The sequence below is a fragment of the Pirellulales bacterium genome, from assembly GCA_035939775.1.
Taxonomy (GTDB): domain Bacteria; phylum Planctomycetota; class Planctomycetia; order Pirellulales; family DATAWG01; genus DASZFO01.
Map to the genome: position 1 here is coordinate 1 of DASZFO010000201.1, position 14,234 is coordinate 14,234.

A 14,234-nucleotide genomic window follows, 5' to 3' on the forward strand; every position below is an offset into this window, starting at 1 on the left:
CCAAAGCTCTTTCAACCCGGACGTGATCGGATCGCCGGGATTAAACGCCGCTTCGTTGCCCGGCGTATGCTCGCCAATAAAGACGAACTCCCGCGGCAGCGTCGAGATCGACGCGATCTTCGGATACGGGTCCCAGTCCTGCCAGATCACGGAGGCCGACGGCTGCGGCGGTCCGAACGGGCTGGTCGATTCCTTGGCGACCATCTTCACGCCCAATAGATCCCAAAGCTGCTGGATGTCTCCCTTGGGGCTCGGCATCTGGCCTCCCATCATCGGATTGCCGGCGCGCTTTTCCTCGCTCGTGCCGGGCACTCCCGACATGAACGCGGGAAAGGGGTCCTCAAAGATGGCCGTCGGTTGGCCATGCTTGATCGAATTGATCAAATTGTCCAGCTTGGGTTGATCGAGCGACGACGGCTGCACGGCTAGGAGCACGTCGAATTTCTCGATGGGCTTCGACGGATCGACCTGCACCACTTCATACTGCTTTTCCAGCTCGTCGATGATCGGCTCCCGCGCACGAGCACCCATCGTGGCCATGTCGAAGCCGCCGAATAATTGGGCATCCGTCTGCACCACCCCCAAGCGCTTCCGCTTCTCTTGAGCCACCGTAGCGATCGAACGGATCAGTTCGTATTCAATTGGCATGCCGCGATCGAAGAAGGGCATCACCACTTTCTCCAGCCCGCAGGTCACGGCCACGCCGAGGAAGATCTGCTCGTCCTTGATCGCCCCGCGCGTGGTCCCGACGACCGATTTCGATTTGATGCCGAATTGCTGATCGGCCAGCGTTGCTTCCTCGGTGGTCGGCTCGGTGCTGACGATCCTCACCTGGATCGTGCCGCGTCCCAGCTTTTCGAACTCGTGCAGCGCCGTCAGCAAATTCAGCCGCGTTTGCACGTAGGTCTCGGGGACCGAGGGGCTAACATACGCTTCGATTACGATCGGCCGGCCTTTGGTGTCCAGTTTGCGCACCAGTTCCGCCGTGGCGGGCGAAAGGGAGCTGACCTTCTCGGCCGTCACGTCGTAGCGAACGTCGAACGACTCGACGATCATGTTCAACGCCGCCGCGATCAGGATCAGCGACGCGGCCCGAGCCAAGTAGTGCCCAAATAGCGAACTGCCGTCGCGCCCTCCGAGCCAGTGCCGCCGCCCGATCAACACCATGCAGAGATAGAGCATCACCACGACGAGCATCAGGAAATAAACCGTCGATCCCAGCCCGATCACGCCGCGGCCGAAATCACGGAACTGCTCCGCCAGCCCCCAATGCTTGATCGCCAGCGCCCAATCGGCGCTGCCGGTGAAGGTGTCGGCCCAGTCGGCCGCCACCAGCGGAGCGTTGAACACGACTCCCAGGATGAACGATACCGTCAGATTGCCGGTGAAAAACGATGCGACCATCCCCGTGGCCAGCATCGCCAGGCCGACCATCCAATAGCCGAGATAGTTGGCGAGGAACAAAAAATAGTCCGGACTCCCCAACGACCGCAGAATCATCACGTTGCACATGGCCGAGAACACGAGCGCCACCGTGAAGATGCCCACCGCCGCGAAATACTTCCCCAGCACCACGTCGAGATCGGAGGCCGGAATCGTGAGCAGCAGCTCGTCGGTCCCCTGCCGTCGCTCGTCGGCCCAGATTCCCATCGTGATCGCGGGGACGAAAATCAGCAGGATATACGGCAGATAGCGATTGAGCTGATCGAGATTCGCCAGATTTGCGTTGAAGAACTCATACGGCCAATAGGCGAACGCCGACGAGAGCACCACGAACAGGCAGATGAACACATAGCCCGTCGGGTTGTTGAAATAGCTCAGGAGGTTGCGGCGAAAGATGGCGCCGATGACGTGCAATTTCATGTGAATGTCGAATTTCTAATGACGAATGACTAGGGAATGTCGAAGATCCGTCGCGGCGGGACGAAGCTTGTGTAGGGTGCGTCAAGGCTTTGCGCCGACGCACCGTCGCGAGCAATTCCGGTGCGTCCGCGCGGACTTGACGCACCCTACACTGTTTCTTGGCGGGTCGTTTGTCATATGGTCTGGCGGCGTCATGCGACGGCCGCCGGCGACAATTCGTGGAAATGTTCGTCGAGCGGTTTACCGTCACTTAGCAGCTCCGATGTTGGGCCGTCGAACACCAGCCGCCCTTCGTTGATGAACAGCACTCGGCTGGCCACCGCCGGCACCTCTTGCAGGATGTGCGTCGAGAGCAGGATTGTCTTGTTCTGGCCCAGGCGGCGGATTGTGTCGCGGACCTCGCGGATTTGGTTCGGATCGAGCCCGGCGGTCGGCTCGTCGAGAATCAGCACTTCCGGCTCGTGCAATAGCACCTGGGCCATCCCCACCCGCTGCCGAAACCCCTTCGACAGCTTGCCGATCGCCTTGCCGATCACGCTCCGCAGGGCGCACAACTCGACCACCGCCTCGATCCGCTCCCGCTTGCGAGCCGGCGGCATCCCGCGGGCGTCGGCGAAGAATTCCAACAGCGCCCGGGGAGTCATATCAGGATAGAGCGGGCCGTTTTCCGGCAGATAGCCCAACACGGCAGCGCCGGCCATGCGGTCGAAGGCCATGTCGTGCCCGGCGATCCTGGCGATCCCCGCGGTCGGGGAGAGATAGCCGGTGAGCAGCTTCATCGTGGTGCTCTTTCCGGCCCCGTTCGGACCGAGAAACGCCACGACCTCGCCGCGATGGATTTTGAACGAAACGTCGTCGATCGCTGCGAAGTCGCCATAGTATTTCGAGAGGCCCGCGGCCTCGATCATGGCGGCTTCCGACTGGTCACTCATCGTTCGAATTCTCCTGAGTTTTTAATACGCAGACAACCGGGCGATGGTTCCGCTCATCGCGTCACATCCACGTTGCCTGCGATCGGCCTCAAATGGCTGACCCGCCCGAGCGCCGCTAGTGTAAGCATCCTAAGAACTTAGCATTCGTTCGGCAAGGTCTGTCCGGGCCCCGTTCCATTACGGATCAAACACTCCCTTGGGTCGCGGATTACGTCGCGAAATCCGCCCGCTACCAACGCGATAATGGGTCATACGGTTGCACGTATGGTTCCAACTGTCCGCGAGAATAAAGCCGTTGAACGGAAGGCAACGTGCTCCCTTGAAGAAAAGGCACGAGTCTCGAATCTCCATATTTGACCACCGCTTGCCATGCCTGATCCTGTTCCGCGCGATTCGAGCTTGCAAGGTCCACACGGAGGGAGTTCAATCCCACCTTCTCTCCAATTAGGCGCAATAGCTCTTCGGGATCGGTGCGCGCGGCTCCTTTGATTGAGAATGCAATGGGATTCGCATCGAAGCGGCAGGCAATCTCGGTACCCTTCGGATTGACGCCGGCAAACTTCGTGGAATCGAATGCAATCCAAAGCTGATAGTCTCCTTCGGGCAACGGCAGCTTGCGTCCTTGTGGTAGAAAATACTGCAAACAGATGTCGCTTTTGAAGGATTCGCCCGGCGCTAGCGTCTGAAAGTCGGGTGGGCCGGAGTAAGACCCGATGTAAAAATCGGACGGCTCAAGATTCGCGACCCCCGATTTCCCGCGCGTAAGGCGGATACCAAAGGCCATGGTCGACCACCACCCGCTCGGCATTCGCGGCATGATGAGTTTGTATGAGCTCTTTGAATTGTTTTTCAATTCCAGTTCCAAGCGGATTGGATCGCCAATGCGATACGTCTTGGTATCTACCTGCGCGCGGAGTTCGACACCTTCAGGCGCCAAAAAACTGGGATCCGGCGGAGGTCGAAACCGACTGGCGAGCCATGCAAAGGCAACGCAAAACACTGTGACTGCGATCAAGACCGTTCGCAGACGGAATTGAAAGTATGATCGCGGAATTTGCGGGATGCGTGGCATCTGTTGTGCTCCAAACAATCTCGCAATTGAAATCCCAGATTGTCTCTTGGCGTCCTTGGCGTCTTGGCGGTTTGCAAATCGTTTCCGTCGCAGGCAGCATCGGCCACGAGGATCAGCAGCGTCGGCTACGGCTGGCGATGAAAGGAAATGTGCCGCTGCCAGTGGAGGTCATCGGTCTTGGGGAAGTCGGTGCGGACATGGACGCCGCGAGTTTCTTCGCGTTCGAGGGCGGCGGCGATCATGATCCGGGAGACGAGCAGCATGTTTTGCAGCTCCCAGCCTTGCGGGCCATTGAATTGGCGGCCGAGCACGTAGCGGCACCAGCGCTCGATGTCCTCGGCCGCTTCGGCGAGCTTCACGCCATCGCGCTCGACTCCCGCCGCGCGCCACATCAGGCTCTTGAGCGTATTGCGGATATCGGCCAGATCGAGCGGCTCGGCGCTTTCCTCGACGCGGGCATTCCCAAGCGGCAGCGCGCGGAAATCGTCAGACAGGGCGAGCGCCTCGCGGCTGGCCCCTTCGCCGGCGTGAGCGCCGTAGACCAGCCCTTCGAGCAGGCTATTCGACGCCAGACGGTTCGCCCCGTGCAGGCCGCTGGAAGTCACTTCACCGGCGGCCCACAGGCCGGGGATCGCCGTGCGCCCCTCGAGATCGACCGTCACGCCGCCGATCATGTAATGCGCGCCCGGCCGAACCGGAATTCGATCGCGGGCTAAATCCAAGCCAAATTCGGCGCACAGGGCCGCGATGCCGGGGAAGCGGGCGCGCACGTTCAAATCCGTGAGGTGCCGCAGATCGAGATAGACATTCGGATGCCGCGTCTTCGCCATCTGGGAGACAATCGCCCGACTGACGATGTCGCGCGGGGCGAGTTCGGCGCGGGGATCGTATTCCGGCATGAAGCGATAGCCGCTGCGATCGACGAGCCACGCTCCAGCCCCGCGGATCGCCTCGGTGATCAGATTGCGACTGGAGCCGGCGATATAAAGCACGGTGGGATGGAACTGCATGAACTCCATGTCGCGCAGCTCAGCGCCGGCCCGATAGGCGATCGCCAAGCCGTCGCCCGTGGCGACTTCGGGGTTCGTCGTTTCACGAAAAACCTGGCCGGCGCCGCCGGTGCAGAGGATCGTCTGCTTGGCCCAGACGAGCGTCTTGCCGTGGACAGGATTCCAAACGAGCACCCCGCGGCACGTGCCTTCGTGAGTCAATAGATCGAGCGTGAACGTGTTCGGCCAGGTCTCGATGTTCGTCAGCCGCTCGGTCCATTCGATGACGGCCCGCATCACTTCCTTGCCGGTCGCGTCTCCCAGGGCATGGACGATGCGATGGTGGCTGTGCCCTCCCTCGCGGCCCAGCGCGATCTCGCCGGCTTCGAGGTCGAAATGCGTTCCCCAGCGGATCAACTCATGGATGCGATCGGGCGATTCGCGGACCACCATCTCGACGACGGCCGGATCGCAAAGTTTGCCGCCAGCGGAGAGTGTGTCGGCGATATGGTCCTCGAAGCGGTCCTCGGGATCGAGCACGCTGGCGATGCCCCCTTGGGCATATTGGCTGTTCGATTTTTGCAAGCTGTCCTTGGTGACGACCAGGACGGAGAGCTTCGGGTCGACGGCGATCGCCGCCCGCAGGCCCGCCAATCCGCCGCCGACAATCAGCACGTCGGTAAACGCGTGCGGCACGCGCTTGGGGTGGAAGGGGACAAGATAACGGGGAGATTCAGTCACGGATCGTGAACCACCAAGGACGCCAAGAAGCGTCGAAAAGTCCCGTAGGGTGCGTCAAGGCTTTACGCAGACGCACCGTCGCGAGCGAGGCCGGTGCGTCTGCGCGGACTTGACGCACCCTACGACTTGACATCTTGGCCGTTGATTGACGAATTATTTCCCGCCGCGGAGGGCGCCCTGCTGGAATGCTTCGAACTGTTCGCGGTATTCAGAGGGCATGCCGCTGTCGTTCGATTCTTGGACACCATGCTGCTTGTCGTTGGCCGAACGGTCGCCGCTGAGGCTGATTTGCCCGGCCCGAGAGCCGAGGTTGCGGAGCAAGTCGTTCATATTCCGCCGGGCGCGGTCCCCTTCCGGGCCGTCCGTCTTGGCCGCAGCTTTCATTTGATCGAGCCGTTCGGCGAGCTTGCGGGCGTCGGCGGGAGTCCAATTCAACTCCTTGAGCAGATCCGGGTTTCCCTTCTTCAACCGGTCGAGCGCGAGATCGAACTGCTTCTTGGCGAATTCCATGTTCGCCTCGTCGCCGTTGGTCGGGCCGCCGCCGGGCGCTACGCCGTCGGGCAACGGTCCTGTTCGATTGCCCCCCGCACCCGAATCTCCACCGCCACCCTGGCCCTGGTCTCCCGGCTGGTTCGACGCCGATCCTTCGTTTGACGGCTTGTCGGATGATGCCGAGCCATTGCCGCTTTGATTACCCGCTTGGCCGGTGGCATGATCCGATTGCTTGTCGCTGCCGGGCTGGCTGGAAACTTCGCCCTTACCGGCGCCTTGTGATCGGCCCTTCCCTTCATCGGCGGCCGAATTCTGCCCCGCACCACCGGTTCCGGCCTGGTTAGCGCTCTGCCCGGCGCCGGCCTTGCCTCCGCCTGAGCGGTCCCCTTCTTCTCCGCCTTTGGAATTCGATTCCTTGGGGCTGGTGCTGGGGGATTTGGCGTTGTTCGAGGAATCGGAACTCTCCGCCGATTTGCCGTCGTTCGAGTCGGACTTGTTTTCCTTGGGTTTGTTCCCTTCCTGGGGGCTCGGCGAGCCGCTTTTGTCATTTCCTTTCTCGCCGGAACCGGGGTTGCCCTTCATTGTCTCAGGATCGCCACCTTTGGCATCCGGCTGCTGCTTGCCGCCGCTGTCCGCTTGATCGTGCTTCTGATCGCTGGGTTGCGAGCCTTGCTTGGCTTGAGCGCCCTTGCCTTGCTTTGAAGGATCGGACGTGCCCGGCTTGTTCTCGCCGTTTTCGGCGTTGCTGTTCTTGTTGTCGGCGGAGGATTTCTCGCCAGCGTTCGTCTTGGAGCCGGAGGGCTCGCTGCTTTTGTCGCTGGGAGGTTGATTGCCCTTTTGAGCATTGTCGCCCGGCTGCGATTTATCTCCGCCTTGCGCTTTGTCGCTTGGCTGCGATTCACTGGCCTCATTCGATTGCTGGCTACCTTGCTGCTTGTCCGCGCCTTGCGACTTTTCGTTGCCGGGCGGTTTGTCGCCTGATTGAGTCTTGTCGCCCGACTGGCGTTTTTCACTCGATTTGTCCGACTGACCGCTCTTCGAGTTTTGATCGCTACCCGGGCGCTGGTCGCCGGTAGAGCCTGAGTTCTGTGAATTGCCGGGCTGCTGATTCGGATCGGGTTTTTGCTGCGGCGCGGCCTTATCACCGGCATCGCGCCTATCGCCGCTGCCGGTTTGTTGTTTGCCGGATTGTTGATCGCCGCTCTGCTTGGCGCCGGTATGATCGTCAGGGCCGTTCTGAGCGCCGTCCGGTTTTTCGCCGTGCTTGTGATCCGCGTCGTTCGGCTGATGGCCCGACTTTTCGCTGGCCGATTTGTCGCTCCCCGTGCCCGGTTTGCCGTTCGGGAACGGACCGCCGCTCCCTTTCGGATCGTGCGATGGAGTGCCTGAAGACCCGTCCGACGCACCGTCGCCGCTCGACCCTGGCTGGTTGGACTTCGACGATTGGCCGTCGTTCTTCGCGCCCTGCTGGCCGGACTGTTGACCGCCTGATTGTCCCAAAGCACCCGGTCGCTGCTGATTCTGCTGGTCAAGCGTTTTCGCTAGCGACTTGACCGCATCGGCGCTGTTGTCTGACGAGGATTGTTGATCCTCGCTGCCCGAGCCCTCGTCTGGCTTGCCCGATTGACCGGCGCTCGACGACTTCGCCCCGGACTTATCGCCGTGCGATGGATCGCCGCTCTTCTGTCCGGAATCCTGCGGGTTGGAAGCTCCGGACGAATTGCCGCTGGAATTCTGCTTCCCGCCGTCGCTACTGTCGCCGCTGGACGTTTTTTGCCCGTTCGAACCGCCGCCCGAATCCTGTTTGCCGCCTTGTTGCTTTTCACGCTGCTGCTTGTCGCCTTGATTCTTGTCGCCCTGCTGCGTATCCCCCTGCTGCTTGTTGCCTTGTTGCCCGCCGTCTTGTTTCTTATTCCCTTGTTGATTGTCACCTTGATTCTTGTCGTCCCGTTGCTGGCTCCGTTGTTGCTTGTCGGCGTTTCGCGATGGCTTGTCTTGTTGCCGGTTGTCGCGGCCCGCTTTGTCGTTCTGGCTGCCCTGTTTGTTGTCAGGATTGTTGTCGGCATCAGGCGACTGCTGGTCGTTCGGATTGTTGTCGTTCCGGTCCTTGGTGTTGTGATCGGAATGTTGCTCATCCTTCGGCTTGGATGGATCGTCGCTGTTGTCGTTTGGATTCTGATCGGCTTGATTCTGGTTGGCATCGCCGGCGCCCGCTTCGTTCGAGGGGCGGCGTTGTTCCGCCTTCACGATCCGGATTTGGCGATGGGCCGTGTGCGCTTCGTTGGCGGTCGGAGTTCGATTGTCCTTGGCAGTGGCCCAATAGCTGACCGAATCCCCTTCTTTCAAGCCGAGTCGGCCGGGTTGAAAAACAAACTTGGCGTCGAGCGGCCCTTCATGCCGCGCCGAGAGCAGCTTCTTGTCGAGCACCGGCTTTTCGTCTGACTCGGCGGAGAGCGTCACCTCGGCCAGCGCGAAATCCGGATCGGCAGCCCGCACTTCGAGCGCCAGGCTGCCGTTGGCCGGCACCTCGACTTCATCCTTCTCAGGGGCCAAGAACTTGACCTCCGGCGGCAAATCGGCGAACACGTCGATCTTGTATTGAGCGGGTTCCGGCGTCGCCCGGCCGTCCGGGCGAAGCTGATAGCGCGAGAATAGCGGTGTCGCGCGGTCCTTTTCGTCGAGCGCGAGCGGGAATGTAGCGGTGACACTTCGCCCTTCGATCTTCATCGGCAACTGCTGATGACGCCCCTCGCCGTCGAGCACCAGTTGCGCCGATTTGAGTGGCTGGTTCGCGCGACCGTGGATCGTTACCAGCGTTCCTTCGAGCGCTTGGATATCGCCGGTGTTCTCGACGTGCGACTTGCCCTTTCGCGTATAGGCGGGGAACTCGTAGTCGATGCGCTCGATGGCGATAGTCGGGGCGGCGGCGGCCTGAAGCCGATATATCGGCGTCACCGCGTCGCCCGCCTCGATCCGGTATTCGACGTCTTGTTGCAGTCCGGCGTCGCCGGCCGGAACCTTCCCGAGATGCCGGAAACCTTCTGCCGGGCGATACATCATCACCGCCTGATCGACGGTTTGCCGATCGGCCGTCGAGTATAGAATTCGCACCGGCTCGTCGGCCCCGATGCCGCGCAGCTCGGCCGAGATTTCGACCGTTTCGCCGAGATACGCCGTGTGGTTTCCTGGCAGCACGTCATGAATGGTCACTCGCGTCGGCGCTTGGATGTCGGCCCACGGCATCACGACGCGCGCGACCGTGTCGATTGGGTCTTTCGGCGAAAAGACCTTGTAGGTCGCGAAAATCGCGACGAGCGCCAACAGCAGGTAGCCGACATGAATCAACCTCGTCCGATCGACCGTCGCCTCGATCTGCGTTCGTTGGAGGCCGCGGGCCGCTTGCTGCTCGACCGCTTCGTAAATCACCTTCGGCACGCCGGCCGGCTCGTTGCGGAGGAATAGGAAATTGATCAGGCTATTCTTGAGCGACGGCTTGCTCCGCTCGATCGTTTCGGCCGCGTAAATCGGATTGATGCGCAAAATCACCAGCGGGACCAGCCGCCGGCCGGTGTACCAAGCTGCCCCGGCCACGAACAGCACGAGGCAAGCGAGCCTCCCCCAAAACCCGAGCCCGCCGGTCAGAAGCCAGTGGTCAGCCACCGAAATGACCAGGAAAAACAACACGCTGCCGGCGGCCAGCGACATCAGTGAGCCGGCCAGCTCGACCCCTTTGACCTGTCCGCGGGCTTTGCGGAGCTGATCGTCGATGAATTGATCGTATTCAATCCACTGGCCATCCGACTTTTTGGCCGGCGGCGTTGCTTGCGGGCCTCGCTGAGCTGTTCCGGTAGCCATGAATCGGGGCTCGGGATTAGGGGCTCGGGAACGACGAACTGCAAACTGATACGGAATCACTTTAGGTTTAGCCGCGATCCCTCGGGGAGCGCCGCCAACTCATTATAGACGCCGGCGGAACCCGTTTTGATCCCCGCCCGTTCATTTTACTACTTTTTGCGGTGCAAGGTGCTACTATGGCGAATTGAGCCGCAAAGCATAGCCATTTTGTACCTTTGTATTTCGCACTTCGTACTTCTTATGTCCCCCGATGTCGTTCTGCTCGATCCGCGAGACAATTTGTGCGTGGCCGCGCGGAATCTGGCCGCAGCAACGCGCGTTGGCCGCGGGTCGCGAACCGTCGAGCTTTCCGGCGACGTGCCGCTGGGGCATAAGATTGCGCTGGCGCCGATCGCGGTTGGCGAGCCGGCGCTCAAGTTCGGGCAGATCATCGGCTTCGCCTCGGCGCCGATTCGGCCGGGGGAGTGGATCCACACGCATAATCTCTCCGCCGGCGAATTCGCGCGCGATTGCCCGCGTGCGACCGACGTGCCCGCTAATCCGCCGCCGCTCGAGGGGCAAACGTTTCTCGGCTATCGCCGCGCCGACGGTCGGGCGGGAACGCGGAACTTCATCGCCGTGATTTCGTCAGTGAACTGCTCCGCCTCGGTGAGCCGCTATATTGCGCGGCGGTTCGACGCGGCGGCCTTGCGCGAGTTTCCGAACGTCGACGGCGTCGTCGCCTTCACGCATGGCGGCGGATGCGGGATGCAGTTCGACGGCCTGCAACATCAGATCCTCAATCGCGTGCTCGGCGGCATCGCCCGGCATCCCAATATCGGCGGCTACCTCTTGATCGGCCTCGGCTGCGAGACGGCCACGATCGGCCACTTGATGAGCGAGCAACGCCTCGTGCAGATCGAGAGCCGCCGGGGACTGTCCCCTTTTGTGGAGCGGGCACCATCGCCAGATGGTCGGTGGCAAAAGGGGACTGTCCCCCTCTCTGCAGGCGGCTCTGTGGCAGGCGCTTTATCGCTGACCCCCGATCTCCGATCTCCGACCTCCGATGCCGTTCGCCCTCCCGTTCTCAGCATTCAAGACCAAGGGGGCACGCAGCGGACGATCGAAGAGGGCGTTCGGCTTGTGGCTCAGATGCTGCCGCAAGTGAACGCGGTTCGCCGCGAGCCGATCCCGGCCAGTGAAATCGTGCTCGGCACGAACTGCGGCGGCTCCGACGGAAACTCGGGGATCACCGCCAATCCGGCTCTCGGTGTTGCCAGCAACATGCTCGTGGCCGCCGGCGGCACCGTCGTGCTCGCGGAAACCTCCGAACTGTATGGCGCGGAGCAGTTGCTCACTCGCCGCGCCAAGACTCCCGCGATCGCCGACAAGCTGATCGAGCGGATCAAATGGTGGGAGTGGTACGCCCGAACCTTCGGCGCGACGCTCGACAACAACCCCTCGCCGGGGAACAAGGCGGGCGGCCTGACCACGATCTACGAAAAATCGCTCGGCGCGGTCGCGAAAGGGGGTTCGACCGCGCTCGTCGAGGTTTATCAATATGCCGAGCAAGTCACGGCTCGCGGGCTAGTCGTCATGGACACGCCGGGGCTCGACCCGGTGAGCGTCACCGGAATCGTGGCGGGCGGGGCGAACGTGGTCGTGTTCACAACCGGCCGCGGCAGTTGCTTCGGCTGCAAACCGACGCCGTCGATCAAAGTCTCGTCGAACACGCCGCTGTTTGAGCGCATGCGCGACGACATGGACCTCGACGCCGGCACAATCCTCTCCGGCCGCTCGGTCGCCGAAGTCGGCCGCGAAATCTTCACGGAAATCCTCGCCGTCGCCAGCGGCAAGAAAACCAAGAGCGAACAGCACGGTCTCGGCGACGAGGAATTCGTGCCATGGACCATCGGACCGGTGTTGTGAATACGTCGATTCATCTGTCTAAGTTATGGAAATCGCCCGTGGAAATTTGGCTGGCGTTCCAATAGACTCGACCAGTTCTCATTCAGTTGGGCCAGTAGCATGTTTACCTCGGAAGAATAATGAGTCGAGTCATCCCACTTGCCGACCATTTAGCGCCCGACACGATTATGAAATTGGAGTGCGCTGCCAAGATGCGTTTCGACGATGCTCAGAAGCTGAATTCACAGGGTCACCTGCTTGCCGCAGTTTATCTATTCGGTTACAGCGTCGAAATGTACCTTACCGCCGCTTATTTTCGGAGCAGCGGATTCTCATCCAACTCGCCAATCGACCGTGATATTCGACGACGCCGAATGGCTCAGGCGCGGCAGATCACGGTAACTTCGGGCCAGCAGCTTATGAACGCCGATCCACACCCGCTCGTAGGATGGGCACGTTTCCTGGAATGGCAGCGGCTTGCTCGCGGAAACCTTGCGCCCAACGAATCGCGGCGTCTGAAGGAGGCGATCGTCAATGCAGAATTGGTTTACAAACATTGGCGCCCGGAACTACGATATAAAGTGACAAACGTCTCACCAAATCAGCTCGCCGAGGTACGAACGGCGGCCACTTGGTTTGTTGAATGCTGCGGCCGTCTTTAACGGATGAGGAGGATTGACATGCCGATAATCCGAGGCGAACGTACTGGAGCCACTCTCACGACGGAGCGCCGCGACGCGCTACATCGACGACTTGAAGCGGAATTCGCCGGGGAATCCTCGCCCGGTGGTCCCGTGATCTTCGAGATACCGATCGACGGAACGGATCGACTTGACATCCTTGTCGTCTGGCCGGAATTCGATGGTCTCCGTTCCGAGGAGCGCACCCAACTCATTTTCGGTGCCTATCCTGGCGATCGAGGACGAATCGCACAGTTCCTTGGAGTAACTTACGCCGAGGTGCTGGAGCAGAATCTACTGCCGTACGCCGTTATCCCAATGGCGCGGCGCGGCGAGGCTGACGATGCTAAGCTGCGGGCAGCAATGCTTGAAGAAGGTGGCTTGATACTTCCGGGGGACAGAATCGATCTGCGATTCCCGACGATGGCGATGGCCCAATCCGCCCATCGGCGTCTGTGCGAAAAAATGCCAAACGGATATTGGTCGATGTCGATCCCGCCGTGGGGTAGCAGTAGCACGAGCACTACTACCACGACAACGATGCCGCCTTCATCGGTGTGAACGGCTTATCCGAACCTGTTCTGGACGTAAATCGTGGTTCGTCCATAGCACTTCGATCCGACTCCCCTTCGTGGCATGGTTTGTGCGCGGCTGGCATTTGAACTTGCGCCACTTCGGTGCGGGATAAAGATCGTTCAGCAGGTCGCAGTCGTAGTTGGACAACGCGACTCGTCCCATAACGTTGTTCAGCACTGCGGCAAGTTCGACGTGCTCTTCATCCGTCATCTCGTGCCGGTACGCTTTTGAATCGCCGCGCGTCGAATGCACGTACGGCGGGTCGCAATAGAAGAGCGTCTTCGGCGAGTCGTAGAGGCGAATCACGTCCGCCGCCGGCCGGTTCTCGATTTGCACGCGGATCAACCGCTCCGCAATCACGGGGAGCATTTCGACGCCACCCAACCAACGGCTAATAACACCGCTCATCCCCGCTCGGCTTGTCTCTTTGCAATTTGCCCAGCGGCCGATCGTGGCCGTCTGGGCCAAGCCAGTTCGCACCTGGCGAGCGCGAATGTAGAACCGCCGCGCGCGTTCCAGCGGCGGCAAGTTCGGATCGAGCGTGCATGCGAGTCCAAACTCTTCGCGCGAAAACGGCGTGAGCGCGATTGCCCGCGTCAGTTGTTCCCCATTCTCGCGAAGAACGCTGAAGAAGTTGCAAACTTCGCCGTCGAGATCGTTGTACGTTTCGACGGGGGAAGGCTCGCGGTTCAACAGCACCGCCGCCGAACCTGCGAACGGCTCGCAATAGTGATGGCATTCGGGCAACAGCGGCAGCAACCAATCCAAGTGCGAAAACTTCCCGCCATACCAGCCGAACAAAATCAGCTTCCGCGAGCGCATCAGCCGCGAAATCGCCGGCGCCTTGCCATTTCGGGTCTTGGCCGATGACTTCATCATGTGGGATATTCTTGGAGATAGGTTTGAGCCAAAGTATCGTGCCTGTGCAATTCGTACAAGCGTCCAGACCTCGCTGATTTCGACGACCGATATGGCTGCCCACCCGTTACTGAGGGCGATATACTGGCCCGATGCAGGATTTCCGTGACGTCGACCCCCGTGAGTTGCGAGTTCCGCCCTCGCGCCGCCAAGGAGCGGACCCAGCCAAGCTCGCCCGGCAAATTGCGCTGTTCGGACGGTCCTCCACGGGGATCCCCGCGCCGTGGGT

9 protein-coding genes are annotated in these 14,234 nt (G+C 61.0%); 3 read left to right on the forward strand and 6 right to left on the reverse strand.

What is annotated here, in order from left to right:
- The 5 genes from VGY55_12795 to VGY55_12815 form a co-directional block, all read right to left on the reverse strand.
- Positions 1–1,863: Gldg family protein (locus VGY55_12795; GenBank protein HEV2970841.1), on the reverse strand; the 1,863-nt coding region annotated here is incomplete at its 3' end.
- A gap of 191 nt (positions 1,864–2,054) precedes the next feature.
- The gene (locus tag VGY55_12800; protein HEV2970842.1) at positions 2,055–2,795 is read right to left on the reverse strand and encodes an ATP-binding cassette domain-containing protein; all 741 of its coding nucleotides are present in this window, start codon (positions 2,793–2,795) and stop codon (positions 2,055–2,057) included.
- 229 nt (positions 2,796–3,024) lie between these two features.
- Positions 3,025–3,579, reverse strand: coding sequence for a hypothetical protein (locus VGY55_12805; protein HEV2970843.1), 555 nt, complete (start codon positions 3,577–3,579; stop codon positions 3,025–3,027).
- A gap of 413 nt (positions 3,580–3,992) precedes the next feature.
- The gene (gene nadB, locus VGY55_12810; GenBank protein ID HEV2970844.1) at positions 3,993–5,597 is read right to left on the reverse strand and encodes an L-aspartate oxidase; all 1,605 of its coding nucleotides are present in this window, start codon (positions 5,595–5,597) and stop codon (positions 3,993–3,995) included.
- A 153-nt stretch (positions 5,598–5,750) separates the two neighbouring features.
- Positions 5,751–9,944: a hypothetical protein gene (locus VGY55_12815; GenBank protein ID HEV2970845.1), complete on the reverse strand. Its 4,194-nt coding sequence runs from the start codon at positions 9,942–9,944 to the stop codon at positions 5,751–5,753.
- A gap of 240 nt (positions 9,945–10,184) precedes the next feature.
- On the opposite strand from VGY55_12815, the gene VGY55_12820 reads away from it, so the two are divergent.
- The 3 genes from VGY55_12820 (at position 10,185) to VGY55_12830 (ending at position 13,072) form a co-directional block, all read left to right on the forward strand.
- Positions 10,185–11,852, forward strand: a complete 1,668-nt coding sequence (locus tag VGY55_12820) for an altronate dehydratase family protein (GenBank protein HEV2970846.1) — start codon at positions 10,185–10,187, stop codon at positions 11,850–11,852.
- Between the two features lie 119 nt (positions 11,853–11,971).
- On the forward strand, positions 11,972–12,493 hold the full coding sequence (locus tag VGY55_12825; GenBank protein HEV2970847.1) for a hypothetical protein: 522 nt from the start codon (positions 11,972–11,974) through the stop codon (positions 12,491–12,493).
- Between the two features lie 18 nt (positions 12,494–12,511).
- Entirely contained in the window at positions 12,512–13,072 is a 561-nt protein-coding gene (locus VGY55_12830) for a hypothetical protein (protein HEV2970848.1), read from the forward strand.
- On the opposite strand, the gene VGY55_12835 is transcribed toward VGY55_12830, so the two are convergent.
- The gene (locus VGY55_12835) at positions 13,061–13,966 is read right to left on the reverse strand and encodes a DNA adenine methylase (protein HEV2970849.1); all 906 of its coding nucleotides are present in this window, start codon (positions 13,964–13,966) and stop codon (positions 13,061–13,063) included. The two genes, VGY55_12830 and VGY55_12835, sit on opposite strands and share 12 nt — an antisense overlap.
- Positions 13,967–14,234: the final 268 nt, after the last annotated feature.